Below are 24,578 nucleotides of genomic sequence, written 5' to 3'. Positions count from 1 at the left end.
TGTCGGCCTGACTGGCGAACTGCGCGAGACGCAAGACCGCTCAGGCAAATACATGCGCCTTTCCCGACACCGTCAGCCGGACGATCTCGCCAACCACCGGCGTGTCCATGCCCGGCTTGCGCAGGATCAATGGCGTGTTGCCGATCGCGGCTGCGTCCGGCGGATCGGGACTGTTCAAGAGCCGTACCGCGATGGTGCACATCGAGCCGGCGAATTCGGACTCCGTCACTTCGCCGAACAGCATGTCCGGCGTGCCCGACATGCCTTCACGCGAGGTCCGTTTCAGCAGCACCTGTTCCGGCCGCAGCATGATGCGGACGATATCGCGCCGCTCGGTGCTGTCGACAGCGATGCGGCCGAGCGGCGAGCTGGCGAAACCGTCCGCGATCTTTGCCGGCAGGATGATGGCATCGCCGAGGAATTCGGCGACCATCCTGTCCTTCGGTTTGAGATAGAGTTCGCGCGGCGTGCCGACCTGCGAAAATATGCCGTCGCGCATCACCGCGACCTGGCTGGCAAAGGACAGCGCCTCGGCCTGGTCGTGCGTGACCAGGATCGTGGTGATGCCTGCGGTCTCCAGAAGTTCGGCCACAGCCTTGCGCATCGAGGCGCGCAGACCGGTGTCGAGCGCCGAGAACGGTTCGTCGAGAAGCATCAGCCGCGGCTTCATGGCCATGGCGCGGGCCAGCGCCACACGCTGCTGCTGGCCGCCGGAGAGCTCGTGCGGCCGGCGTTTCAGGATCGCCTTGTCCAACCCGACGATATAGGCGAGCTCGACGATGCGCTCGGTGCGCTTGTCCTCGTGGCGTTCCATGCCGAAGCCGATATTGGCGGCGATGCTCAGATGCGGGAACAGGGCGCCGTCCTGCGCCACCACGCCGATGCCCCGCCGATATGCGGGCACGGCGGCGCCGCCATTGGCCAGCACCTCGCCGTCGAGCACGATGCGGCCCTGGTCCGGCGCCTCGAAGCCGGCGATCAGCCGCAGCAAGGTCGTCTTGCCGCAGCCGGACGGTCCGACGATCGCGGTGCGGCTGCCGCTGGTCACGCTGAGATCGACGCCGGCCAGTGCGGCCACCGGGCCGTAGTGCTTGTGCACATCGGTGAGTTCGAGGAAGCTCATCGTCCGGCCATCCGCTTCGACTGGACATAGAGCAGCCAGGTCAGCGGCAGCGACATCGCCACCATGATAAGGGCGTAAGGTGCGGCGGAGGCATAGTCGATCTCGCCGCTGTGCGCCCAGAACGCCATCGCCAGCGTCCGGGTGCCGTTGGGTGCCAGCATCTGCGTGGCGGTCAATTCGTTCATGATGCCGAGCGCCACCAGCGCCATGCCTGCCGCGGCACCCGGCGCCGACAGGCGGATCGTCGTCGACCACAGCGCCTTGAGCGGTGATCGGCCGAGACTGGCGGCGGCGCGTTCGAGCTCGACCGGCGCCTGCGCGATCGACGCCCGCAGGCTGATCAGGGCGCGCGGCAGGAACATCAGCGCATAGGCAACGAGGATCGTGAACAGGGTCTGGTAGAGCGGCAGAGCGATGCGCACGGTGATGGTGACCAGCGCCAGCGCCACGACGACGCCGGGCAGCGAGCCGACGATGTAGTTGCAACCCTCCAGGAGACGCTGCAGCGGTCCAGGCGCGCGGATCGAGATCCAGGCCATCGGCATGGCGGCGACCGTGGCGAGCAGGGCGCCGGCGAGCGCCAGGAACAGGGTCTGGCCGAGCGCCAGGCCAATCTCATCGAGGCGCCAGACATCGGCACCGCCGGCCACAAGCCAGCGGCTGATGGTGACGAACGGCACGCCCAGCGCCAGCAGGGTGATGACGACCGGCAGCAGCAGGCACGGGATCGTGGCGCGGCCGAGCCTTGTGCGTTGCTGCTGCCGCGCAGCGCCCGAGCCGACGCGGGCATAGCGCTCCTCGCCGCGCACCAGCACTTCGATCCCGAGCAGCACGAAACAGCATGTCACAAGCACCGCAGCCAGCATATTGGCGGCGGGGCCGTTGAAGGTCGATTGGAACTGGTCGACGATCGCCGTGGTGAAGGTGTCGAAGCGGATGAACACGTAGAGGCCGTATTCCGCCAGGAGATGCAGGCCGACCAGCAGCGAGCCGCCGCAGATGGCGAGCCTGAGCTGCGGCAGCACCACTCGCCGGAACACGCGCCACGGCCCGAGCCCGACGGCTGCCGCGGCGTCTTCGAGAGCAGGATCGAGCCGGCGTAAAGCTGCCGCCACCGGCAGATAGAGGAACGGGAAATAGGCGACAACGGAGACCAGAACGCCGGCCCACAGGCCGTGCAGTCCCGGCACCAGGGTTATCCAGGCGTAGCTGTGGACGAAGGCGGGGATGGCGAGCGGCGCCACCGACAGCCAGGCCCACAGGCGGGCGCCGGGAAGACTGCTGCGTTCGGTCAGCCAGGCCAGCGCCACCGAGAGCACGATGCAGATCGGTACGGCCAGCACCACCAAAAGCAGGGTGTTGACCAGCAACTCGCCGACGCGCGGCCGGAACACCAGTGCCGATACAGTTTCCCAGCCAGTCTGCACGGCAATCCAGATGATGAAGGCGAGCGGCAGCAGGGAGAAAAGTGAGACCAGGATGGCGGCTAGCGAAATCCAGGATATGGGCCACCGGCGCGTCCATTGCCCAGCGACCATGCCGGTCGGCAAGCCTGAACGTGCAAGGTCGGCCGCAGACTGCATCAGCTCAGACGCCGCGCCGCTGCCGCCCGGTGGCGGAAACGGTCGAAGGGCCGCAAAAATGGCCAAAAACGCAGCTTGTCGTCATGGACGAATGCCACCTCGAAAAACAGAGCGCTCCTGCGGAAAGCGATTTCCCGCAGGAGCGCAGTCGGTTGCCCTTTTAGGACGAACGCCGACTAAAGCAAGCCGGCTGCCGTCATCAGATCGGTCACCTTCTTGGAGTTCAGCGTCGTCGCGTCGACCTTCGGCGCCTGCAGATCGGCCAGCGGCACCAGCGCCGGATTCGAATCCGCGCCCTTGCCGACGGCGTATTCGAAGGAATTGCCGGTCTTCAGCACGTCCTGACCACCCTTGCCGGTTACCCATTTCAGGAAGGCCTGGGCCTCCTTCGGGTGCTTGCTGGAGGCCAGCACGCCACCGCCGGAAACCGAGACGAACGCGCCCGGATCCTGGTTCTTGAAATAGTGGAGCCCGACGTTCTTGCTGTTCTCGCCGGTCTTGGCCTGGTCGCCGTAGTAGTAATAGTGATAGATCACGCCGCCTTCGACCTCGCCGGCATTGACCGCCTTCATCACCGTGCTGTTGCCTTTGTAGGCGGTGAAGTTCTCTTTCATTGCCTTCAGCCAGTCGGCCGTTGCGGCCTCACCCTTGAGCTGCACAAGGGCGCTGACGATCGCCTGGAAATCGGCGCCGGAGGGCGAAGCGGCCCAGCGTCCCTTCCAGCTCGGATCGGCGAGATCAAGCAGCGACTTGGGCAACTGCTCGGCGGTCAGCTTGGTCTTGTCGTAGACAAAGACGGTGCTGCGCGCGGCGATGCCCACCCACTTGCCGCTGGCCGGCTGGTACTCCTTGGGAACCTGTGCCTGCGTATCGGCATCGACCGGCGCGAACAGGCCGGCTGACTCGACCAGCACCATGGCGGGCGAGTTTTCAGTCAGGAACACGTCGGCAGGCGAGGCGGCGCCTTCGGCGACGATCTGGTTGGAGAAATCGCTGTCCCCGCCGTGGCGAACGGTGACCTTGATGCCGGTTTCCTTGGTGAAACCTTCAACCCAGGCATTGGTCAGGCTTTCGTGCTGGGCATTGTAGACGACGATGCCGCCGTCCTGGGCCATCGCCGGGCCGGCGACCAGGCTGATTGCAAGTGCTGTGGCACCGGCAAGGGCGGAAAGAGCATATTTCATGGACGTCATCCCTCTCGATCTCGATGGTCTTTGATTTAGCACGGCTGCACCTATCAATTCCTGACCGGTGTAGTCAACATTGATGAGCTGCGTAATCGGGCGCCGGAGGTGAAACCTTCGTGATATTCCCATATTTTGGCTTGGACATTATTTCGCCGGCCACGTAACAAATCAGCGCCGAGGCGCGAATATCGGGAGTGAACTCTTGTGACCGGCAAGGACGAAGCCGAGCTTTCCCGGCTGATGCGGGCCGCGATCGCGGGAGATGAAAAGGCTTACGCCGACTTTCTGCGCCGGACGGCTGCTCTCGTTCGAGGCTTTATCAGGCGCAAGATCGTTCAGGGCGGGGTCGATCCCGAGGATGTCGTGCAGGAAACCTTGCTGGCCATTCATGTGAAACGGCATACCTGGCGCCAGGATTTGGCTGTGCTGCCCTGGGTCTACGCCATAGCGCGTTTCAAGCTGATCGACGCCTTTCGGCGGCGCGGGCGGCGCATCGAGATCGAGATCGACGAGATCGCCGAGACCTTCGCCGAACCGGAGGCCGAGACGGTCAGCGAGCGCGACATCAATCGGGCGTTGGACGGCCTGCCGCCGGCGCAACGTTCCGTGGTTTCGTCGGTGTCGGTCGAAGGCCGTTCCATTGGCGAGACGGCAGCGAGGTTCGGCATCAGCGAGACGGCGGTGCGCGTGTCGCTGCATCGTGGGCTCGCAGCCATTGCCAAACGGTTCGGGGCCAAACAATTCGGGCGGGAATGACATGAGGACCGACGATCTCATCAAGGCGCTCGACGCCGATGCCCACAGCACGGCGATGCCGCTTGGCTCGGCCTGGTGGATAGGAGCCGGTGCGGCTACGGTGATCGCGGCGGTGGTTTTCTGGCTGGCGATCGGCCCACGCACCGACATCTCCACCGCCATGCATACGATGCGCTTCCTCGCCAAGTTTGTCTTCACGATGGCTCTGGCCGTCAGCGCCTTCGCCTTGATCCGCGCGCTGTCGACTCCCGGTGCATCGACGGGCGGGGCGGCGGCCTGGATGATTGCCGCACCACTGCTGGTGGCCGTGGCGGTGGTTCTGGAGCTCCTTTCCGTGCCTGCAGCCGACTGGGGCAGGCGGCTGATCGGCAGCAATCTGGTCATCTGCCTGACATTTATTCCGCTGATCGGCATCGGTCCGCTTGCCGTCTTCCTAGCGGTGCTGCGCTATGGCGCGCCGACGCGGCCGGTGCTTGCCGGAACGGTGGCGGGCCTGCTCGCCGGTGGGCTGGCGGCAACTTTCTATGCCGCACACTGCTTCGACGACTCGCCGCTTTTCGTCGCCACCTGGTATACGATCGCTATTGCCATCCTCGCCGCGCTCGGCGCGCTCGGTGGGCGGCTTTTCGTGCGCTGGTAGCGACGGCCCGCGAGCGGAGACCGTGATGCTCTAACGTCAAAAGTCATTCATTCTGAACGACCTAGTTCGACCCGAAGGCGACCTTCGCGGCGTCGGGCCGGAAGGTCTGCACAGGAATCAACTCGCCTCCAATCTGAAAACCTTTGTCGCCTCGTGCCGGCCGCGCAATATATGCTCGCCGACAGGCTGCGCCGAGCATTCGGGTCCAGCAGATCGCAGTACGGCGTCGCTGACCAGAATGACCGCTTCGTCTTCGTCGGTCATGCCTTTTTTGGCGACATCCTCGATGCGTTGCGCGGTGTTCACGATATCTCCGACCAGCGTATAGTTGATGCGCCCTGAAGCCCCGATATTTCCCACCATCGCCGGGCCGGCGTGGATGCCTATCCGGATTCGCACGGGCGGCAGGCCAAGCCCGCGTCGACGCCGATTGTCCCCAACTATCGCCGCCGCGATCGCGATCGCTGCACGACAGGCCCGGGCGGAATGATCGAGCTGGATTTCTGGCGCCCCCCAAAATGCCATCAGCGAGTCGCCAATGTACTTGTCGATAGTGCCACCTTCCGCCTCAACGCAGGCGGCAAGCTGCTGGAAATGGTCATTGAGGAACGTCGCCGCATCGGACGCCGATAGCCGTTCGGCAAAGCTCGTGAAGTCGACAATGTCGGTGAACAGCACCGTGACTTCCCGCTCTACAAGTGCTGACGCCTGTTCGCCCTGCGCCATCAGCTGCTTGACTAGGCGTCGCGGCACATAGGTCTCGAACCAGTGCAAGGTCGCGATGAGCGCGTTGTAGGCTCGGATCGCCTCGTCCAGTTCGCGAAGATGACTGCCAGCGAGCGGGCGGGCAGAAGTGAGATCGAGCGTACGAATTGCAGACGTTGCGCGTGCCAGACGCAATATCGGCTTTCCAATCGCATAGCCGACCAGCCAAGCGCCAGCGACCGCCACAAGGACCGCCCCGAGCCCTAGCCAGGCCGCGTGTTCAAGTCTGCGGACTTGGCTGCCAATCTCGTCGAGCGGCAGGTAGCGGCCTACCACCCATGGCTGGTCGCTGTATCCTGTGATGTCGCGGTAAATGAAGACATAGGGGCGCGATCAACGGTCACGACGTGGCTTTTCGAAGAACCTACGAAGGCGGCTGCGCCCAAATCGGGATTTGGACTCCAGATCGAGGCCAACACCGGATCCCCGATCTCGGTCACTTCCGGAAGGAGTTTATCGCGCTTGAACAGCTGAGGATTGTGCGCAAGTGCTGCATGAGCGAGGACGTGGTTGCGGCCGAGAAGAATGAACGCGCCGACGTCTGACCCGGCGGGCGATTCGGCGAGAAAACGTGACAGCTCCGAAACCGTAACCGCGGTTAATAAAATCCCGAGAAAGGAACCCTCATGCCACAGAGGGGTACGAACGTTGACGAGAGGCTGGTTCAACCGTTCACTCCACAGAAGCTCTTCCCAGACAGGGTGACCTGCGCGTCGCGCCATCTCGAACGCTTCGTCCAGGCCGGGCACGGTTTGCATGTCAATCTTTCGCAAAACGACATCGTCGCCATGGCGTTCGGCGCGCAATTGCTTCAAATCGGTGCGAATGACGGCTAGCGCGGCGACCTGTGGAATACCTGCGAGTGCCGCCCGAAGTTGGCCCAGTGAGGCAGCTTCATCTTGCGGGTCGAGATCGCCATCGCGGAAAAGCCTGGCCAGGAATTCGGACTGGTCGCGGGCTGGATCGAGGTGCAATCGAGTCCGTTCCACAATCGTGTCGATAATTCGCTCACTGCGGTCGCGGACGAGAGCGATAGTGTTCTGGCGGCCGCTTTCCAATGCGAGGATGAGCGCGGCTGCGGTCACTGCGATGATGACACCAAACGTGAAAGCCAGCGCAGCGCGTATCGAGACGCGGCGCGGATGCAACGACGATGCTTCCTCGCCGCTATTGGATCGAGCCCTTGTGACGCCTGCCGATCTCGTCCCGGGAAACAACTTCCCGGCCAGAACCATTCGCAATTTCGGACCGACAATGGGCATCCGGCGATCAGCGAGCCGCGAGCAAGAGAAAGGGCGGGCTGTAGTCCGGGACACAACCTCCCGTTAGGTCGCTCGCTTGATGGGTTGAAACGCTCAGCTTCAATTCTCAGTAGTGTCAGTAGTGGAGGTGCAGCACGATCGGCGCCTGCTCTTCCTTCGGGACGACCACGAACAAATTGTCATATGCACTTCGTTCGATCTTTACTTTCTCAGGATATCCGAGCGCCTTGAGAATCTCTGGAATGGTACTCCAATGCCCAACGACAAGCACCCTGTCTCTGCCGTTCTGTGAGCGAAGTAGACGGACCAAGCCGTCGCTGTCCTCATACGAATGAACACGAATTTCAAGTCCACGGGTTTTCGCGAGTGGCTCTGCCGTCTCAACGGTACGCGTGGCTTGCGTGGCATAGATAGCGGTAACGCCGGCGTCTTTTAGTCGCTCAGCCAGCATCTTTGCCCTTTGTCGTCCGGACTCCGACAGCGGGGTTTCGTCGAGAATCTCATCCAGGTTCAGTGTCGATGGCGGATCACTGTGCCGAACGATATAAATCACCTCCTGCGCACCGACTGGATGGGGCAATACGAGGAAGCCAGCAGCTAAACCGACCAGAAAACGGATGGCCCTAGCTCCCATGACCGTTGCTCCCTGCGTCCGGCTCTCCCAGACGAAACTCCCAATGCTAACATGCAAGGCACGTTGCAGATAGCCAGTGGCTCCGCACGAGAAGGCGATAGGAGTGTTCGGCAGCCGCCCAGCAGGCGACAGCAATGGGCCAAAAACGGCCGTAGCGGACGGGTATGCTAAACGTCCGTTCATGGCGCGACCGCGTCCATTGACCAAGCTGCTGCCTGCGTCTGACAATCCTATAATCCCTCGAGCGAACGTGCGCGAGGCTCTATGTTCGTTCTAGGATTGTCTGCTCGCGTCGAGCGCTGTGGCTGCGGAGGGCGGCATGGGAGAAGAACCATGTCCAGCTGGAATAGAGGCCACCTTGTTGGTCAGAAGCCACCCCTCAAGCCGCGCGAAGTCTGGAGCATCCGAACACGACTGCAGTTGTCAGGCGCAGAACGGGATCTGGCACTATTCAATCTCGCCATCGACAGCAAGCTTCGAGGTTGCGACCTGGTCACCGTGACGGTTGGCGATGTCGCGCTCTCCGGTGCGTCCGCGATCGCGGTGATCGTTCAGAGGGAGACGGGGCGCCCGGTGCAGTTCGAGATCACGGAGCAGACCCGCGCCGCCGTCAACGCTTGGATAGCCCGTCGCGGCCTTAAAGGGACTTGCGCATGGGCGTTTGTCGCTACGCTATCGGCCTGCGTTGTGCTATACTTTTTTTTTGGCTTCTTTCGACGGGATGGAGATGTTCGCCCTGTCAACCTTGACGCGGAGAAGCATTGGCGTTGCTCTTGTCGGTTGCGCGTTCCTCGCGCCGGCTGCCATGGGAGCGGGAGATACTGAAGATGTCGCGATGGGAATCCGCCTTGCGGAATTGCTTCGCGCTGGGCGAAGCGTTGTCTCCAACTATCAGACACTAATCAACGATCCCGCACTTGGCGACAAGCACCTCGACAGCGAGCGGTTTGCGAGCGAGGCCATCGCCGTTTACTCAAAAAACACCGGCCAGGACCCGTTTTCCGGCGAATTGACCAATCGCGACCGGCGTCTGCTTGAGGCCCAGATTGGGGCTATGCGGGAGGTGGTGGACGAGCGCCAAGATGACATCAACCGCGCTGGGATCGGGTTCAAGGGCTTCGTGCCGGCCGTTTTCGCGCGTCTGTTGAATGAGAAATTCGCCGCCAAGGTTGGCAACGAAGCTCTGGTGCGCGTGACTGCGCCCGAGCAACTCGTGCGCAACCGCAAATCTCTTCCGGACGCTTGGGAAGCCAGCATCATCGTAAGCGTCTTTTCAGATCCGAAGAGAGCAAAAGGCGAAGCCTACACGGATGTGACCGAGGTGGAGGGACGCCCGGCATTTCGAATGCTCCTGCCCGAATACTATACGGAGTCGTGCCTTTCCTGCCACGGCGAGCCGAAGGGCGAGATCGACATAACTGGATATCCCAAGGAGGGCGGAAAAGCCGGCGATCTGGGGGGCGCAATCAGCATCGTCTTGTTCAAATGAGCGTCCTGGAACAGACACCCCACGAGGTGGAAGCCATACCGGCGCCGTCGAAATCCCTGGGACGTCGCCTTGCCAGTCTGCCGATCGCGGCCCGCGTAGCTGCACTGACAGCGGCCGGCCTCATTAGTCTCATCGTATCTTCCATCCTTCTCACGCAGGCGCTTTATCGCAGTGCCGACCGCACCGCAGACACTAAGGCATTGTTCGATCTCGCGGCGACTGCGGCTGCGGCGCACGTGACCTTTGGCGAATTGCGATACTGGCTCACCGATTTGTCGGTCAGCTTGCTAATGAACTCCCAGCGGAATGCCGAGCAGGCGCGTGAGCGACTGCTGGACCAACTGGACGGCCTTTCGAAATCATCCCCCGATGCAGTGAGGGAAATCCGTGTCGAGATCGATGACTACGTCAAAAGGGCACTAGAGGCGGCGGACAGCTATACTCAGGATAACCGCATCATTGGAAACGCTCTCCTGGCCGAGGCGCGAACCCACAGCACGAATGTCGATGCCGCCCTTAACAAACTTGTCGAGCAAGTGAGCGCCGAGGCAGAAGCTGCTCGCAACGAGGCTGTAAGGCTAGCCCAGAAAACCGCGACTACCGCTGCCATTCTGGTGGTCATCGTGCTGTTGATTGGGTCGCTTCTTACAATCCTTGTTCTTCGCTCGATCATTGGCCCGTTACGGCGGCTGAACCGGGTCATCGGCGAACTGACGCAAGGACGCTACGATATTGAAATACCGATTGAGGGAGGCGATGAACTCGGCGCAATGTCGCGGACGCTTCGACTTTTTCGCGCGGGCGCGATTGAAAAGAAACGACTGGAAGACGAGGCGGAGCAGCAAAGACGGACGATCGCAGCGGCGCTTGAGGCAATTTCTGACGGATTTGTCCTATTCGATCCGCAGGACAGGGTCATCCTGGCCAACAGCAAATTTTGCGAATTCTTCCCTGACCATGCGCGAGCTTCTCTTCCTGGGCAAAGCTTCCAAGAAATCTTGGAGCAACGCCTGGCGGGCGGGCAAGTCGACCTTGCGGGCGCGTCGCCGGAGGAGTGGATTGCCCAGCGGTTACACATTCACAAGGACCCGGCGGGCTTCGTCGGTGAGGATCGCTTCGGCGACAGATGGGTTCGCGTAAGCAGGCGAAAAACGCCTGACGGCGGCGCGGTCGCCGTTTACACCGACATCACGGAATTGAAACAGAGACAAGACGAACTCGAGCGCGCCAAGAGCCGGGCTGAATCGACGAATGAAGCCAAGAGCCGCTTCGTCGCATCCGTCAGCCACGAACTGCGTACGCCGCTGAACGCGATTATTGGCTACAGCGAGATGCTGATCGAAGATGCGAGCGACCAGCACATGGTGGAATTCGTTCCGGAACTGGAGAAGATCGCCGCGGCTGGTCGCCATCTCCTGGCGCTCATCAACGACATCCTCGACTTGTCGAAGATCGAGGCGAACAAGATGGAAATTTTCTTGGAAACGTTCGACGTCGCCGATTTGATGCGCGACGTCCAGGCCACAGTCGCGCCTCTGATGGCGAAAAACCGAAACGGTTTCGTACTGGACCTCGAGGACGACCTCGGGAAAATGCATTCGGACCAGACGAAGTTGCGTCAGAACCTGTTTAACCTGCTCAGCAACGCCGCCAAGTTTACCGAAGGGGGGCGTATAACACTCACGGTGCGTCGCGACAGGCGACCAAAGGGCGGTTGGCTGATATTCAAAGTGTCCGACACCGGGATCGGGATGACGCCGGAGCAGCAGGAACGGCTCTTCGACGCTTTCACGCAGGCGGACGCATCCACCACTCGCAACTATGGCGGAACGGGGCTTGGCCTCAGCATAACCCGGAGTTTTAGCCGAATGATCGGAGGCGTTGTAAAGGTCGAGAGCGAACTCGGAAAAGGCTCGACCTTCACAATGGAGATTCCAGCCGAGTTCAAAAAAGAATCTAGCGAGCAACACCCCTCCGAAGCTGTGCCGTTGCCGCCACGAGACAAGGCGGTTCTGATCATAGATGATGAACCAGCCGCCCGAACCGTCATCGCCAGGGCCTTGGCGGAGGCGGGACTGGCATCGTTCGAAGCAGCAAGCGGCGAGGAAGGAATAGCCGCTGCTCGAGCGCATCGCCCCGCGGCGATCATTCTCGACATCATCATGCCGCATCAGGACGGCTGGTCAGTGCTGCGATCTCTGAAGAACGATAGGGAGCTCTGCGAGATTCCTGTGATCCTTGCGACGATACTTGCAGATCGCGAACTCGGCCTCTCACTCGGGGCGGTTGAATACCTGACGAAGCCGATCGACACCGAGAAGCTGATTCAAACAATTGAGGCTTGCGGCGGTGGCAACCGCGATGTGCTTGTAATTGATGACGACCAAGCCTCCCGCGATTTCCTTCGGCGTATCCTGATCAAGAAGGATTGGCGGGTTCACGAGGCAAGCGACGGCGTGCGCGGCCTTGGCCTGATGAAACGGTTGTTGCCGCGCCTGGTGGTGCTTGATCTGCTGATGCCCGAAATGGACGGGTTTCAGACATTGAGTGAGATGCAGCAGACGCCCGAACTGCAGAACATTCCGGTGGTCGTAGTTACCTCGAAAGATCTGTCGATGAACGAGCTCGAATGGCTCCGCGATAGGGCGGTTGCCGTTGTGACCAAGGGCGCGAACAGCAGGTCTCAATTGGTCAAGGCGCTCGAACGCCAGATTTCCGCGGCCGAGTAGGTTGGCCCGGCATCTCAGTTCGTTGACCCATCGTTAGAAGAGGCCGAAGATGACGAGAATCCTTCTGGTGGAAGACAACGAAATGAATCGCGACATGCTCTCGCGGCGGTTGTCGCGGCGTGGGTTCGAAGTGCTTATTGCGGAAAACGGACAATCCGGCGTGGAACTAACCATTTCGGAAAGACCGGATCTGATCCTTATGGATATGAGCCTGCCCGTGATGGACGGATGGGAGGCGACACGGCGGATCAAGGCTGATCCGGCCACCTCGGGGATCCCTATAATCGCGCTTTCTGCGCATGCTATGACCAGCGATCGGGAATTGGCGCTTGAGGCCGGCTGCGATGACTACGACAGCAAGCCGGTGGACCTGCCGAGGCTTGTCCAGAAAATCGAACAATTGCTTGCCGCAAATCCGTGAGCCGCCGAGTCGGCGGATTGGAGACATGACTGCCAACGAGTTCCAACGCCACGCAATAGCCGCCCATCTGGCGCAGCGGCTTGCTGGACCGGCACGGGCAATCTCGGGATTTCAGGAACTGCTGCTAGAACAGGTGCAGAACCACGGTCTGGTGCACATCACTCCAGATCTTGAGAGGGTCGGCGCCGCTGCCCGGCAATTGAACAGCCTCATCGACAGCTTGATCCATGGCAAAGCCGACTGTCCGGACCATGCAGGGCGCGAGATCGAGGCGAAACTGCGCCACGATTTGCGAACACCACTCAATGCGATTATCGGCTACTCCGAAATGATCCTTGAAGAAGCCGAAGAATTGCACGAACACGCATTGGACGAAGATGTCAGGGTGATGCTCGCGGCTGCGGCCGAGCTGTTGGCGCATGTCGATTCAATTGCCGGCCTATCGCGCGCCAGCGACAACGAAGGGCTGTGGACGACGGATCAGGCAGAGATCGATGCAGCAGGGCTCGAAAGGGCGCTGGGCAAGACGGAGCGCGATGCATTCTCAGGACGCAACGGTAGAATACTTGTCGTCGACGACATCGGCAGTAACCGCGATCTTCTCTCGCGCCGCTTGCTGCACGACGGTCATCAGGTAGTCACTGCCGAGTCAGGCCTGTCCGCACTGACCCGCCTTGCGGAATATGAATTCGACCTTGTTCTGTTGGACATACTGATGCCGGACATGAACGGCATCGAGGTGCTCTCGCGATTGAAAGCTGAGCGCCGGTGGCGGCACATCCCGGTCATTATGATATCGGGGCTGAACGAAGTCGACGCCGTGGTCCGCTGCATCGAGGCGGGAGCCGACGACTACTTGCTTAAACCGTTCAATCCGGTCCTGCTGCGCGCCCGGATCAACTCCAGTCTGGAGAAGAAGCGTTGGCGCGACCGCGAGCACCAGTATCTTCAGCGGATCGAGGCGGAAAAGCGGCGGGCCGACTCGCTTCTACATGCCGTCCTGCCCGGTCAAATCGTTGCGCGGCTGCAAGGGGGCGAGGAGATCATTGCGGACCGGTTCGAGGAAGTGACCATCCTTTTTGCCGATATTGTCGGATTCTCGCCTATCGCAGCGAAATTGCCGGCATCCGACCTTATCAAGCGCCTCGACCGGATGTTCAGCATGTTCGACGCGCTGGCGGAGAAGCATTCCGTGGAGAAGATCAAGACAATCGGAGACGCGTATATGGCCGCTTGTGGTCTTCCGGAGCCGGCGGCCGATCACGCCGACAGGACCGTGGCGCTGGGAAAATCCATGCTGGACTCGTTGAGGCTCTTGGCGTCGGGCAGCGATAGTTTTCGCGTCCGAATCGGCGTACACACCGGACCGGTGATCGCCGGTCTGATCGGCCGACATCGGTTCGTCTATGATGTCTGGGGCGAAACCGTGAACATCGCAAGCCGGCTTGAGTCCCAGGGCGTAGCCGACCGCATGCAAATCTCGGAGGCAACCAGACGCGCTCTGCACGCCTCTTGGGAGCTAGAACCGCGCTGCACTGTGGAACTGAGAGGCGTCGGCACGATGGAAACCTATCTCGTTCGACACTGATGTCTGATTTCCTCAGGATATTCCGCAAAGCGACGCGTAAGCGAGTAGCTTACGGCACCGGCGTTGAGAGGCTATTACTACCATAGCAATCGCGAATCGAAGAGCAGATTAACCAGCGTCCGTGTCCTCATCAGCATGACTGGGTTAGGCTCGGCGGACTGGCAACGACCACCCGTCCCATCCATATCGAATTAGTTATGGGTTGCTGGCGAGACTGGAGGCCTATGTCGAGACGGGTATTCTACCGCGGCACCATACGTCCGGAACGTGTCCGAGACGCGACCTCCATAGCGATGGCCGCGTAAGTCCGATTATGGCGCTGCCTGCTCGTTCCGATTGGCGAGGCGGAGGGCAGAAAACCACCCATCTCGGCCATTGGCGGCAACCCGCTGATTGAGTTTTGACCCTAAAGCGGAATGCGTTTGGATTGAACCGGGCTCTATCTCTTTGTTTTAGCCGCATTTGTGCGACGCCAAGTGATTCCACTTGGCTGCAAATGCTCTACGTGAAACGCTCTGCCGGGCTGGTTTAAGCCAAATCCATCGGGCTTCGGCGGTCGGCGAGCAAACGGGCAAGGATCGGCCTGACGCGGTCTTCGATCAGCGGCCAAGAAGCTGTCGACAGACAGCCGCATGGTCTTCACTCACCGCGACCGCGCGCGATGTCCGTGAGCTCGTATCGCCGGTCAGCGCGTCGGAACCGGATGCTCGCCGCGATAGTCGTAGAAGCCGCGTCCGGTCTTGCGGCCGAGCCAGCCGGCCTCGACATATTTCACCAGCAGCGGGCAGGGGCGGTATTTCGAATCCGACAGGCCGTCATGCAGCACCTGCATGATCGACAGGCAGGTGTCGAGGCCGATGAAATCGGCAAGCTGCAGCGGTCCCATCGGATGGTTGGCGCCGAGCCGCATGGCGGTGTCGATCGCGTCGACCGAGCCGACCCCCTCATAGAGCGTGTAGATCGCCTCGTTGATCATCGGCAGCAGGATGCGGTTGACGATGAAGGCCGGAAAATCCTCCGAGACGGTGATCGTCTTGTCGAGATGGTTCACATAGGCCTTTGCCGCTTCGAAGGTCTGGTCCTCGGTGGCGATGCCGCGCACCAGTTCGACCAGCTTCATCAGCGGAACCGGATTCATGAAATGGATGCCGATGAAACGCTCCGGCCTGTCGGTCTGCGCGGCGAGACGGGTGATCGAGATCGACGAGGTGTTCGTCGCCAGGATGGCTTCGGGATTGAGCTGCGGGCAGAGCTGGGCGTAGATCTTGCGCTTGACCGTCTCGTCCTCGGTCGCCGCTTCGATCACCAGATCGGCACCGGCAAGGTCGGCCATGGTGGGCGCTGCCGAAATGCGCGCCATCGCCTCGTTGCGCAGCTTTTCCTCGAGTTTGCCGGAGCCGACCTGGCGGGCCATGTTGCCGCTGATCGTTGCGATGCCCTTTTCGATGCGGTCGGGTGAGATGTCGTAGACCAGCACCTTGTAGCCCGCGAGCGCGGACACATGGGCGATGCCGCCGCCCATCTGGCCCGCGCCGATGATGCCGATCGTCTCGATCTTGTTCATTACACCGATCCCGTCAAAAGGCCTTTGCGGCCTGCTTTTTGTGCGGTGCAAACTAAAAGGGCGGGGCGACTTCGTCTACCCCGCCCTTCACAATTTAATACGCTTTGGCAGAAGGCGTCAAAGCGCCTTTTGCAGTTCCGGCAGAATGACGAAAAGGTCGCCGACGAGGCCGTAGTCGGCGACCTGGAAGATCGGCGCTTCCTCGTCCTTGTTGATGGCGACAATGACCTTCGAATCCTTCATGCCGGCAAGATGCTGGATGGCACCCGAGATGCCGACGGCGATGTAGAGATCGGGTGCGACCACCTTGCCGGTCTGGCCGACCTGCCAGTCGTTCGGCGCATAGCCGGCATCGACGGCGGCACGAGAGGCGCCGACGGCCGCACCGAGCTTGTCGGCGATCGGCAGGATGACTTCCTGGAATTTCTCCGAAGAGCCCAGCGCGCGGCCGCCCGAGATGATGATCTTGGCCGAAGTCAGCTCCGGACGATCGGTCTCGGAAAGCTTGTTCTCGACGAAGCTCGACAGGCCGGGATTGGCCGCCGCCTGAACCGTCTCGACCTGGGCGGAACCGCCTTCGGGGGCGGCCTGGAAGGAGGCGGTGCGCACGGTGATGACCTTCTTGGCGTCGCTCGACTGCACCGTCTGGATGGCGTTGCCGGCATAGATCGGCCGCTTGAATGTGTCTGATGACACCACTTCGATGATCTCCGACACCTGCGCGACATCGAGCAGGGCTGCCACGCGCGGCGCGACATTCTTGCCCGACGAGGTCGCCGGCGCGATGATCGTGTCATAGGCACCGGCTATGCCGACGACGAGCGCCGCCAGCGGCTCGGCGAGACGCTCGGTGAGTTCGTCGGCTTCGGCGAGCAGCACCTTGCTCACGCCCTTGAGCTTGGCGGCGGCGTCCGCTGCCGGCTTGGCGCCCTTGCCGGCGACCAGCACATGCACGTCCGAACCGATCTGCAATGCTGCCGAAAGCGTCTTGGCGGTCTGGTCGGAAAGCGTAGCATTGTCGTGTTCGGCAATCAGAAGAATAGCCATTATGATATCCCTGACTTTCGTTTTCGAGACTCCCTGAAATCCGGTCAGGCCGAGTCGAAAACGGTTGGTTTCGAGAACCGGAGCGGAGCGTACTTCAGTACGTGAGCACCGGAAGCGGAGAAACCGGCCGTTTGCAGGCCGGCCTCATCGGATTTCCTTAGAGCACGCCGGCTTCGTTCTTCAGCTTGTCCACCAGCTCGGCGACGCTCTTGACCTTGACGCCCGCCTTGCGGCCGCTCGGCTCCTCGGTCTTGATCACCTTCAGCCGCGGCTTGACGTCGGCGCCGTAGTCGGCCGGGCTCTTCTCGTCGAGCGGCTTCTTCTTGGCCTTCATGATGTTGGGCAGCGAGGCATAGCGCGGCTGGTTGAGGCGAAGATCCGCGGTGACAATTGCCGGCATCTTCAACTCCACCGTCTGCAGGCCGCCGTCGACCTCGCGCGTCACCTTGGCCTTGTCGCCATCGATGACGACCTTGGAAGCAAAAGTGCCTTGCGCCCAGCCCAGAAGTGCGGCCAGCATCTGGCCGGTCTGGTTCGAATCGTCGTCGATCGCCTGCTTGCCGAGGATGACGAGACCGGGCTTTTCCGCCTCGACCACGCCCTTCAGCACCTTGGCGACGCCCAGCGGCTCGGTCTGCTCGTCGGTCTTGACCAGGATGGCGCGGTCGGCACCCATGGCGAGCGCGGTGCGCAAGGTCTCCTGCGCCTGCTGCGGCCCGATCGAGACAACGATGATCTCTTCCGCCTTGCCGGCCTCCTTCAGCCGGATCGCCTCTTCGACCGCGATCTCGTCGAACGGGTTCATCGCCATCTTGACGTTGGCGAGTTCCACCGCCGAACCGTCAGCCTTCACACGAACCTTCACATTCGCATCCACAACCCGCTTCACGGGCACAAGGATCTTCATTTGCCTGTCACCTCTTTCACGATAGCCACCTCTTTCGAGATAATTGGGCGCGCTATAGCAGCGCACGCCGCATCAGAGTTGTCGAAAGCCGACATTCCGGACGGAATTCTGGTCTCCGACCGCCTAAAGCGCGTCGCGTTTGACCGGCCACACGCGACGCGCTTTAGGTTGTTGTTTTATGCATGTCGCTATCGCAAAACCGCTGCACACTTTTGCGCGACATGCATTGTGGGAAAGCTTCCGTAGTTGCGGCGACCCCGCACGTCAATATCCGGGGCGCGCCCAAATCATCCGCGACGCACTCAAATCGGTTCAGTCCGGACTGGAGGCGCTTCCGCGTCCCCAGCGCGGCGCCGACTGAGCAGGCAGCGGGTCGCCCGGCGCCGGCTCTGTGGCAACAGGTGCCGGGCCGACTACCAGCGTGGTCTCTTCCTCAGCACCGGCAAGCAGTGGTACGGCGCGGTTGCGCAAGACGAGCACCAGCACGGCCCCGGCGATGATGCCGCCGACATGGCAGGCCCAGGAAATCTGATCCTCGCCGCCGGCGGCGAACATCACGATCTGGAACAGGATCCACAGGATGAGCGGGATGAACGCCGGGATGCGCAGCGGAATGCGGGCGAAGGCCAGCACCCATACCTTCACCCTGGGGTAGAGGATCAGATAGGCGGCGACCACGCCGGCGATGGCGCCTGACGCGCCGATCAGCGGAACCTGCGAGTCCCACGCGATCAGGCCCTGGAAGAAGGCGCCGGCGATGGCGCAAAGCAGGTAAAAGATGAGAAAGCGGACATGGCCGAGCGCGTCCTCGACATTGTCGCCGAACACCCAGAGGAACAGCATGTTGCCGCCGAGGTGGAAAATATCGGCATGCAGGAAGGAATAGGTGACGTAGCTCAGGCTCTCCGGGATAACGACGAACTGCGGAGCCAGTTCGACGCTGTCGTGGACGACCGACGGGATGAAGCCGAGGCCCAGCACAGCGGCGTTGGTGAACTGCTCGCCGCCAAGCGCGGTAGCGAAGTAGATGAGCGTGTTGAACGCGATCAGGCCGATCGTCACATATTGCAGCTTGATGTGGCGCAGCCGGTTGGTGTCATAAAGCGGGATGAACATCGGACCCCCTCCCGCCTCGGCAGATTCAGCGGTTCTTGCCGGGAACCCATAGCACGTCGGCGTTTCCATTGTCATTGACTGCGCGCGCGGCGACGAACAGAAAGTCCGATACGCGGTTGATGTATCTTATCGCCTCGCGGTTGACGTGCTCGCCTGGGACCTGCGTCAAAGCCACCATGATGCGCTCGGCCCGCCGTGCCACCGTGCGGGCGAGGTGAAGGGCAGCCGCCGCCGGCGTGCCGCCGTTGAGCACGAAGGATTTGAGCGGCTGCAGGTCCTTGTTGAGCAGGTCGATGTCCTTTTCGACACGGTCGGTCTGCACGGCGGTGATGCGCAGCGGCTCATAGCCGAGCGGCTTGCCGTCGTCCGGCACGGCCAGATCGGCGCCGAGGTCGAAAAGGTCGTTCTGGATGCGGCCGAGCATCGCGTCGATCGCCGGATATGTTGCTGCGGTGTGGATGCGGGCCATGCCGATGCAGGCATTGGCTTCGTCGATCGTGCCATAGGCGTCGATGCGCAGATCGGATTTCAGTCGCCGTTCACCGGTGCCGAGGCCGGTGGTGCCGTCGTCGCCGGTGCGGGTGTAGATCTTGTTGAGCTTGACCACGCTCTGCCTCCCGAAATCGCCAGCCTCGTCACTTGCGGGTGAAATACACCGCCAGCATGATCAGCACCAATGCCACGAACTGCAGCAGCACCCGCGTCTGCATCAGCTTGTTGGAGGTCATGCCGGAGCCGCCGCGCATCATGTTGATGAGGCCGCGGATCAGCACGATCACCACGGCGACCATGACGAGGACAGCGAGGATGTTGAAGACGGTTGCCATAGTGTGTTTCCAGTCGATTGCGTTCAGGCGCGTTTGGCAAGCAGGCGGTAGAGCATTGATGCCGGCAGGATGCGTTTGAGGATAACGCCGATCCTGGCTGGCACCGTTACCACATAATGCGGACGCGGGCGCCGCGACAGAAGCGCATGGCGCAAGGCCGCATGAACCACCTCCGGCCCAGGCTTCAGCCGTGACGTGCTGCCGCCGGCCTGCAGCCGTTGCAGTTGCGCCTCGTAGGCGCGGCGGTGGACGGAATTCTCACGGTCGATATTCCTGAGAAACCACACAAGGCCGTTGCTGGCGATCTTCGATGTGACTGGCCCCGGCTCGATCAGCGAGACATGGATGCCGCTGCCCTGAAGTTCCTGGTGCATGCACAGCATCAGCCCTTCGATCGCGTGCTTCGACGCCGAATAGGCGCCGCGAAAGGGCAGCGGCGCCAGGCCGAGGATCGAGGAGCAATGGATGAGACGGCCATGGCCCTGGCGCCGCATTACCGGCACGACACGGCGGGTGAGGTCATGCCAGCCGAAGACATTCGCCTCGAATTGCTCCCTGAGTGCTGCCACCGGCAGGTCCTCGACGGCGCCGGGCTGTGCATAAGCGCCGTTGTTGAACAGGGCATCAAGCCGTCCGTCGGTCCGCTCCAGCACCGACGCCACCAGCGTCTCGATGGATCCGGCCTCGCGGTAGTCCAGATAGAAGGCCTCGATGCCATCGGCCTCGAGGGCGGCGATATCCTCCGGCTTGCGTGCCGTCGCGAACACCCGCCAGCCTTCCGCCTTCAGCGCCCGGGTGCAATAGGCGCCTATCCCGGAAGAAGCTCCGGTGACGATGATGGTGCGCAACTCTTCTCCAGGAGGAGGCGTGCTTTGACCTAGGCTTGCCATTTGCCGCAATCCCTTCCCATATTCGCGGCGTCGAGACAATCGAAGGGAACGCGGTTCGTGTTGCGGAAGATCGTAGCCGTCAAACGCGTGCTCTATGACGCGTTCGGCCATTTCGATGCAGACGATGGCTGGGCGATGGCCAGTCATCTGGCGATCACGGCGCTGATGGCGCTTTTCCCCTTTTTGATTTTCGCCACGACGCTGGCCAGCTTTCTCGGCGCGCAGGCTTTTGCCGATACCGCCGTGCATCTCGTCTTCGACACCTGGCCCGAGCAGATCGCCAAGCCGATCGCGCGCGAAGTGCTCAACGTGCTCACCGTCCAGCGCACCGACCTGTTGACCTATGGCGTGCTGCTTGCCGCCTTCTTCGCCTCGAACGGCATCGAGGCGCTGCGCACCTCGCTCAACCGCGCCTACCGCGTTTCCGAAACGCGCGGCATCATCTATCGCCGGGTGCAGAGCATCGTCTTCGTGCTGATCGCCACGGCAGGTTTTCTGGTGATCAGCGTGCTCGTGGTTTTCGCGCCCTTACTGGGGCGGCTGGCCGAGGCCAATTTCGAATGGATAAAGCCCTATATGGGCACGATCACGCTGTGGCGTTACATCATCGCCTCCGTCGTCATCGTCGGCGGGCTGTTCGCGGTGCATTACTGGCTGCCTGCGGGCAAGCGCCGCTTCGTCTCGATCATACCGGGCATCATCTTCACGCTGATTGCCTGGCTCATCGGGTCGACCATTTTCGCCGCCTATCTCGACCGTTTCTCGTCCTATGTGACGACCTATGCCGGCCTTGCCTCGATCATGGTCGCGGTCGTCTTCCTCTACATCGTCTCGGCGATCTTCATCCTCGGCGGTGAGCTCAACGCCGCGATCAGCCGCTATCTGGAGGCACGCGCCCGAGTTGGCTGATTCTTGGTCGGCTGAGCGGTTGCCAGCCCGACGCCGAGCGTCGCGATCGCCATGCCGACGATCTGGACCAGGGTCAACTGTTCGCCGAACAATAGCCAGGCGATGACCGCAGTGACCGCCGGGACCAGATAGAACAGCGAAGCGACTTTCGACATCTCGCCGTCGCGGATCATCACCATCAACAGGAAGATGGCGCCGATCGACAGCACCAGCACCAGCCATGCCATGGCAAAGATCAGCTCGCCATTGACGACCACCGTTCGCGTCTCGAAGGCGAGCGAGGCCAGGACCATCACCGACGCGCCGCCAACATATTGCCATTTGGTGGCCGCCACGAGATCGCCGCCGGAGGCGAAGCGCTTCTGCCAGATCGTGCCGGCGCTCATGCCGAGCACCGAGACAAGCGAGGCGGCCAGCGTCTCGGCCGTCACGCCGCCGCCGAGGGCACCGAGCTTCGGCCAGAGCACGATGACCACACCGACCAGGCCGATGCCGAGACCGGCCCAATGGCGCGGCAGGATGGCCTCGCCGAGAAACCTGCCGGCCATCACCGCCGTGATCAGCGGCTGCAGCCCGACGATCAGGGCCGAAAGCCCGGCCGGCATGCCCCTGTGGATGGCCCAGAAGACGCCGCCGAGATAGACGCCATGCATCAGGATGCCGGCGCCGGTCGCGTGCAGCGCTTCCGCGCGGGTCGCCCGCCTGGAACCGAGTGCTGCCATCAAGGCGGCCAACAGGACGGCGGCCAGAACGAAGCGCGCGGCCAGGAAGGTGAAAGGCTCAGCCCACGGCATGGCATAACGCGCGCCTATGAAGCCGGTCGCCCACAGGACGACAAAGGAGGCGGGGATGAACCGCTTGATGCTGTGCATTTTCGGAAGGCTGCCGCGTGATCGGTGAGGGTTGACTGTCGCGACTGCTCTAATGCGGTTCAACCCGGCAAGCAAAACCAAACGGTTGATCCATAGGCTCACCCGAATTGAAGGAGGCGCTCTGGGGCAGGGAGGTTCAAAACATGATCCAGTTCCTCTGCACAGAGGATTTGGTTCTTCGACCGAGCCTGAAAGGGATTGTCGACGGTCGCTGTCGGCCGGCCTCCAGCCGCCAATCACCAACGTTTGCGATTAGCCGTAGCCCCCGCACCTTCGTCATCCTAGGGCGGAGCAAAGAGCGAAGCGACGCGCGCAGACCCTGGGGCCCATTCCGTGACATCAGCCGAAGAATGCAGCGGACCAAGATAAATGCTGATCTGTAGTGATCCTTCGCGCCCCCCTCTGTCCTGCCGGACATCTCCCCCACACAGGGGGGGGAGATTGGCCTCATCACTGATTTCGCCAACCACCAACCTTGCAAAAAGGACGCTGTCCGCGAAGCTGCCAATCTCCCCCCAAGTGGGGGAGATGTCCGGCAGGACAGAGGGGGGCGCCTCGCTCCGTCATCAAAGGTTCTGCACCTTCGTGACGCTCTGAGGTAACGGAATGGACTAAATCCCAATCAGCCGCCTGACATCGGTCGGTGATGCGCCGGCCTCGCGCAGGGCGGCAAGGCCGGTATCCGCAAAACTCTTCGACAGCTTTCGTCCGTCCGGGCCGAGGACGAGACGATGGTGGAAGTAGTTTGGTTGCGGCAGGCCGAGGATCTCCTGGAGCAGGCGCTGCACGCCGGTGGCGGAATAGAGGTCCTGGCCGCGCACCACATGGCTGACGCCTTGCAGCGCGTCGTCGACGACGACGGCGAGATGATAGCTTGTCGGGATTTCACGGCGCGCCACGATCACGTCGCCCCAGTCCTGCGGCCGGGCGTGCACCGTATGTGTTGCGGAAAGCATCTCATCCGAAAATTCCATCCATGCCAGGTTCTTGCCGACGCGCGCCATCGCAGCGCCGACGTCCAGCCGCCAGGCGAAGGGCGCATTCTCGGCAATCCGTCGCTGGCGTTCCCTCATCGGCAATGCCTTGTCGACGGCGGGATAGAGCGGCACCCCGTCCGGGTCGCGCGGCCAGTCGCGGCCGCGCTTTTCGCTGTCGGCAATGAAGGCGCGGATTTCGCCGCGGCTCATGAAGGCGGGGTAGACGAGTTCTTCCCTGATCAGCCGATCTAGCACCGCCTGATAGTCCGCGAAATGCTCGGACTGACGGCGCACCGGTTCTTCCCAGCCAAGCCCGAGCCATCTCAGGTCGCGAAAAATGCCGGCCTCGAATTCCGGCGTGCAGCGCGTCGTGTCGATGTCCTCGATGCGCAGCAACAGGCGCCCGCCCGTTGCGCTGGCCAATTTATGATTGAGCAGCGCCGAATAGGCATGGCCGAGATGCAGTTCGCCATTTGGGCTCGGCGCGAAGCGGAATGTCAGGAGTGTCATCCTTCGGCGGCAATCGGGTTGTGCGGCGCTTTCGCCAGTTGCTACTTTGCGCCTGATTACATCTGACATTTTGCGCTGGGAACAAGCAGACATGCAACGGATCGCCACGCTCGACGACATCGCGCAAGGGCTCGACGCGCTCTGCCTGCTCGACCCGCGTCTTGCAAAGGTGCGCGGCATGGCCGGCGAGGTGCCGCTTCGGCTCTCCGAGCCGGGGTTCAGAAGCCTTGCATCGATCATCGTCTCGCAGCAGGTTTCCCGCGCCAGCGCCGACGCCATCTTCGGGCGGCTGACAAAACTCGTCGATCCGCTGACGCCGCAAGCCATCCTTGCCGCCGACGAAGCCATTTTTCGCGAGGCCGGACTGTCGCGGCCGAAGCAGCGCGGCCTGATCGCCGTGGCCCAGGCGGTGGTCGATGGCCTCGACCTCGATCATCTCTGCTTGCTCGACGCCGCTGAGGCGATCACAGCGATGACCAAGGTGCCGGGCATCGGCCCGTGGACGGCGGAAGTCTATCTTTTGTTCGCCGCCGGCCATCCCGATGTCTTCCCGGCACGCGATGTTGCCCTGCAGAGTGCGGTCGGCCACGCGCTCGGCATCGACCCGCGTCCGCCCGAGAAAACACTGATCCAGCTCGCCGAATCATGGAGCCCGTGGCGAGGTGTCGCATCAAGGCTTTTTTGGGCCTATTATCGTGAAACCCGGGGCAGGGACGCCGCGCCTCCTGCCTGAATCCGCAAAAAAGCATGAAAATCCTGCATTTTTAGCGCTGCGTTTGATC

Annotated in this window: 23 protein-coding genes and 1 pseudogene; 9 read left to right on the top strand and 15 right to left on the bottom strand. The window is 61.9% G+C overall.

Annotated features, from left to right (window positions below):
* Positions 1-40 precede the first annotated feature (40 nt).
* The 3 genes from AC0L3I_RS31305 to AC0L3I_RS31295 form a co-directional block, all read right to left on the bottom strand.
* Positions 41-1,123: an ABC transporter ATP-binding protein gene (locus tag AC0L3I_RS31305; RefSeq protein ID WP_473529485.1), complete on the bottom strand. Its 1,083-nt coding sequence runs from the start codon at positions 1,121-1,123 to the stop codon at positions 41-43.
* Positions 1,120-2,706 carry an ABC transporter permease gene (locus AC0L3I_RS31300; RefSeq protein WP_473529484.1) on the bottom strand — a complete coding sequence of 529 codons (1,587 nt, stop codon included), beginning with the start codon at positions 2,704-2,706 and terminating at the stop codon, positions 1,120-1,122. Before AC0L3I_RS31300 ends, AC0L3I_RS31305 begins: the two co-directional genes overlap by 4 nt.
* A gap of 176 nt (positions 2,707-2,882) precedes the next feature.
* On the bottom strand, positions 2,883-3,890 hold the full coding sequence (locus AC0L3I_RS31295; protein WP_473529483.1) for an iron ABC transporter substrate-binding protein: 1,008 nt from the start codon (positions 3,888-3,890) through the stop codon (positions 2,883-2,885).
* Positions 3,891-4,097: 207 nt separating this feature from the next.
* Between AC0L3I_RS31295 and AC0L3I_RS31290 the strand changes: the two genes are divergently transcribed.
* Positions 4,098-4,649, top strand: a complete 552-nt coding sequence (locus AC0L3I_RS31290) for a sigma-70 family RNA polymerase sigma factor (RefSeq protein ID WP_473529482.1) — start codon at positions 4,098-4,100, stop codon at positions 4,647-4,649.
* 1 nt (position 4,650) lies between these two features.
* Positions 4,651-5,289, top strand: coding sequence for an NrsF family protein (locus AC0L3I_RS31285; RefSeq protein WP_473529481.1), 639 nt, complete (start codon positions 4,651-4,653; stop codon positions 5,287-5,289).
* Positions 5,290-5,406: 117 nt separating this feature from the next.
* Here the strand turns inward: AC0L3I_RS31285 and AC0L3I_RS31280 are convergent, their stop codons facing one another.
* From AC0L3I_RS31280 to AC0L3I_RS31270, 3 genes are all read right to left on the bottom strand, one after another.
* Complete coding sequence (locus AC0L3I_RS31280; protein ID WP_473529480.1) at positions 5,407-6,330, bottom strand: adenylate/guanylate cyclase domain-containing protein; 924 nt, start codon at positions 6,328-6,330, stop codon at positions 5,407-5,409.
* Entirely contained in the window at positions 6,324-7,202 is an 879-nt protein-coding gene (locus AC0L3I_RS31275; RefSeq protein WP_473529479.1) for a cache domain-containing protein, read from the bottom strand. The genes AC0L3I_RS31280 and AC0L3I_RS31275 overlap by 7 nt, the downstream gene beginning before the upstream one ends.
* Before the next feature lie 229 nt (positions 7,203-7,431).
* On the bottom strand, positions 7,432-7,950 hold the full coding sequence (locus AC0L3I_RS31270) for a SixA phosphatase family protein (RefSeq protein ID WP_473529478.1): 519 nt from the start codon (positions 7,948-7,950) through the stop codon (positions 7,432-7,434).
* 333 nt (positions 7,951-8,283) lie between these two features.
* Here AC0L3I_RS31270 and AC0L3I_RS31265 point away from each other — a divergent pair.
* The 5 genes and pseudogenes from AC0L3I_RS31265 to AC0L3I_RS31245 all read left to right on the top strand — a co-directional run.
* Positions 8,284-8,589, top strand: a pseudogene (locus AC0L3I_RS31265) (site-specific integrase); the annotation flags it as partial.
* A gap of 88 nt (positions 8,590-8,677) precedes the next feature.
* Positions 8,678-9,439, top strand: a complete 762-nt coding sequence (locus AC0L3I_RS31260) for a Tll0287-like domain-containing protein (RefSeq protein WP_473529477.1) — start codon at positions 8,678-8,680, stop codon at positions 9,437-9,439.
* Complete coding sequence (locus tag AC0L3I_RS31255) at positions 9,436-12,168, top strand: hybrid sensor histidine kinase/response regulator (RefSeq protein ID WP_473529476.1); 2,733 nt, start codon at positions 9,436-9,438, stop codon at positions 12,166-12,168. Before AC0L3I_RS31260 ends, AC0L3I_RS31255 begins: the two co-directional genes overlap by 4 nt.
* 49 nt (positions 12,169-12,217) lie before the next feature.
* The gene (locus tag AC0L3I_RS31250; protein WP_031255744.1) at positions 12,218-12,589 is read left to right on the top strand and encodes a response regulator; all 372 of its coding nucleotides are present in this window, start codon (positions 12,218-12,220) and stop codon (positions 12,587-12,589) included.
* A gap of 25 nt (positions 12,590-12,614) precedes the next feature.
* Complete coding sequence (locus AC0L3I_RS31245; protein ID WP_473529475.1) at positions 12,615-14,177, top strand: adenylate/guanylate cyclase domain-containing protein; 1,563 nt, start codon at positions 12,615-12,617, stop codon at positions 14,175-14,177.
* A 685-nt stretch (positions 14,178-14,862) separates the two neighbouring features.
* Here AC0L3I_RS31245 and AC0L3I_RS31240 read toward each other — a convergent pair.
* The 7 genes from AC0L3I_RS31240 to AC0L3I_RS31210 form a co-directional block, all read right to left on the bottom strand.
* Positions 14,863-15,741, bottom strand: coding sequence for a 3-hydroxybutyryl-CoA dehydrogenase (locus tag AC0L3I_RS31240; RefSeq protein ID WP_029348585.1), 879 nt, complete (start codon positions 15,739-15,741; stop codon positions 14,863-14,865).
* A 117-nt stretch (positions 15,742-15,858) separates the two neighbouring features.
* Entirely contained in the window at positions 15,859-16,788 is a 930-nt protein-coding gene (locus AC0L3I_RS31235) for an electron transfer flavoprotein subunit alpha/FixB family protein (protein WP_473529474.1), read from the bottom strand.
* Positions 16,789-16,945: 157 nt separating this feature from the next.
* Positions 16,946-17,695, bottom strand: a complete 750-nt coding sequence (locus AC0L3I_RS31230; protein WP_126104763.1) for an electron transfer flavoprotein subunit beta/FixA family protein — start codon at positions 17,693-17,695, stop codon at positions 16,946-16,948.
* Positions 17,696-18,007: 312 nt separating this feature from the next.
* A complete protein-coding gene (locus AC0L3I_RS31225; protein ID WP_473529473.1) occupies positions 18,008-18,811 on the bottom strand; it encodes a rhomboid family intramembrane serine protease in 804 nt (267 codons plus the stop codon).
* A 25-nt stretch (positions 18,812-18,836) separates the two neighbouring features.
* Positions 18,837-19,418 (bottom strand): cob(I)yrinic acid a,c-diamide adenosyltransferase, encoded by a 582-nt coding sequence (locus AC0L3I_RS31220; RefSeq protein ID WP_473529472.1) that lies wholly within the window; start codon positions 19,416-19,418, stop codon positions 18,837-18,839.
* A 28-nt stretch (positions 19,419-19,446) separates the two neighbouring features.
* Positions 19,447-19,638, bottom strand: a complete 192-nt coding sequence (locus tag AC0L3I_RS31215) for a twin transmembrane helix small protein (RefSeq protein ID WP_023797244.1) — start codon at positions 19,636-19,638, stop codon at positions 19,447-19,449.
* A 23-nt stretch (positions 19,639-19,661) separates the two neighbouring features.
* The gene (locus AC0L3I_RS31210) at positions 19,662-20,528 is read right to left on the bottom strand and encodes an SDR family oxidoreductase (protein ID WP_473529471.1); all 867 of its coding nucleotides are present in this window, start codon (positions 20,526-20,528) and stop codon (positions 19,662-19,664) included.
* A 57-nt stretch (positions 20,529-20,585) separates the two neighbouring features.
* Here AC0L3I_RS31210 and AC0L3I_RS31205 point away from each other — a divergent pair, with 57 nt between their 5' ends.
* Complete coding sequence (locus tag AC0L3I_RS31205) at positions 20,586-21,437, top strand: YihY/virulence factor BrkB family protein (protein ID WP_473489271.1); 852 nt, start codon at positions 20,586-20,588, stop codon at positions 21,435-21,437.
* Here the strand turns inward: AC0L3I_RS31205 and AC0L3I_RS31200 are convergent.
* Both AC0L3I_RS31200 and gluQRS read right to left on the bottom strand, forming a co-directional pair.
* Complete coding sequence (locus AC0L3I_RS31200) at positions 21,407-22,309, bottom strand: DMT family transporter (protein ID WP_473529470.1); 903 nt, start codon at positions 22,307-22,309, stop codon at positions 21,407-21,409. The two genes, AC0L3I_RS31205 and AC0L3I_RS31200, sit on opposite strands and share 31 nt — an antisense overlap.
* Positions 22,310-22,920: 611 nt before the next feature.
* Positions 22,921-23,796, bottom strand: a complete 876-nt coding sequence (gene gluQRS / locus AC0L3I_RS31195; RefSeq protein ID WP_473529469.1) for a tRNA glutamyl-Q(34) synthetase GluQRS — start codon at positions 23,794-23,796, stop codon at positions 22,921-22,923.
* 91 nt (positions 23,797-23,887) lie between these two features.
* On the opposite strand from gluQRS, the gene AC0L3I_RS31190 reads away from it, so the two are divergent.
* Complete coding sequence (locus AC0L3I_RS31190; RefSeq protein ID WP_473529468.1) at positions 23,888-24,529, top strand: DNA-3-methyladenine glycosylase family protein; 642 nt, start codon at positions 23,888-23,890, stop codon at positions 24,527-24,529.
* The last annotated feature ends 49 nt before the right edge of the window (positions 24,530-24,578 follow it).

It is taken from the genome of Mesorhizobium sp. WSM4840 (assembly GCF_055811755.1).
The sequence above is the reverse complement of the archived record's forward strand: the minus strand, read 5'-3'. Positions and strand labels throughout refer to the sequence as shown.

Coding starts and splice junctions, on each gene's coding strand:
- AC0L3I_RS31305 (WP_473529485.1), bottom strand. CDS start 1,123: ATGAGCTTCCTCGAACTCACCGATGTGCACAAGCACTACGGCCCGGTG.
- AC0L3I_RS31300 (WP_473529484.1), bottom strand. CDS start 2,706: ATGCAGTCTGCGGCCGACCTTGCACGTTCAGGCTTGCCGACCGGCATG.
- AC0L3I_RS31295 (WP_473529483.1), bottom strand. CDS start 3,890: ATGAAATATGCTCTTTCCGCCCTTGCCGGTGCCACAGCACTTGCAATC.
- AC0L3I_RS31285 (WP_473529481.1), top strand. CDS start 4,651: ATGAGGACCGACGATCTCATCAAGGCGCTCGACGCCGATGCCCACAGC.
- AC0L3I_RS31270 (WP_473529478.1), bottom strand. CDS start 7,950: ATGGGAGCTAGGGCCATCCGTTTTCTGGTCGGTTTAGCTGCTGGCTTC.
- AC0L3I_RS31260 (WP_473529477.1), top strand. CDS start 8,678: ATGTTCGCCCTGTCAACCTTGACGCGGAGAAGCATTGGCGTTGCTCTT.
- AC0L3I_RS31255 (WP_473529476.1), top strand. CDS start 9,436: ATGAGCGTCCTGGAACAGACACCCCACGAGGTGGAAGCCATACCGGCG.
- AC0L3I_RS31250 (WP_031255744.1), top strand. CDS start 12,218: ATGACGAGAATCCTTCTGGTGGAAGACAACGAAATGAATCGCGACATG.
- AC0L3I_RS31245 (WP_473529475.1), top strand. CDS start 12,615: ATGACTGCCAACGAGTTCCAACGCCACGCAATAGCCGCCCATCTGGCG.
- AC0L3I_RS31240 (WP_029348585.1), bottom strand. CDS start 15,741: ATGAACAAGATCGAGACGATCGGCATCATCGGCGCGGGCCAGATGGGC.
- AC0L3I_RS31235 (WP_473529474.1), bottom strand. CDS start 16,788: ATGGCTATTCTTCTGATTGCCGAACACGACAATGCTACGCTTTCCGAC.
- AC0L3I_RS31230 (WP_126104763.1), bottom strand. CDS start 17,695: ATGAAGATCCTTGTGCCCGTGAAGCGGGTTGTGGATGCGAATGTGAAG.
- AC0L3I_RS31225 (WP_473529473.1), bottom strand. CDS start 18,811: ATGTTCATCCCGCTTTATGACACCAACCGGCTGCGCCACATCAAGCTG.
- AC0L3I_RS31215 (WP_023797244.1), bottom strand. CDS start 19,638: ATGGCAACCGTCTTCAACATCCTCGCTGTCCTCGTCATGGTCGCCGTG.
- AC0L3I_RS31210 (WP_473529471.1), bottom strand. CDS start 20,528: ATGGCAAGCCTAGGTCAAAGCACGCCTCCTCCTGGAGAAGAGTTGCGC.
- AC0L3I_RS31200 (WP_473529470.1), bottom strand. CDS start 22,309: ATGCACAGCATCAAGCGGTTCATCCCCGCCTCCTTTGTCGTCCTGTGG.
- gluQRS (WP_473529469.1), bottom strand. CDS start 23,796: ATGACACTCCTGACATTCCGCTTCGCGCCGAGCCCAAATGGCGAACTG.
- AC0L3I_RS31190 (WP_473529468.1), top strand. CDS start 23,888: ATGCAACGGATCGCCACGCTCGACGACATCGCGCAAGGGCTCGACGCG.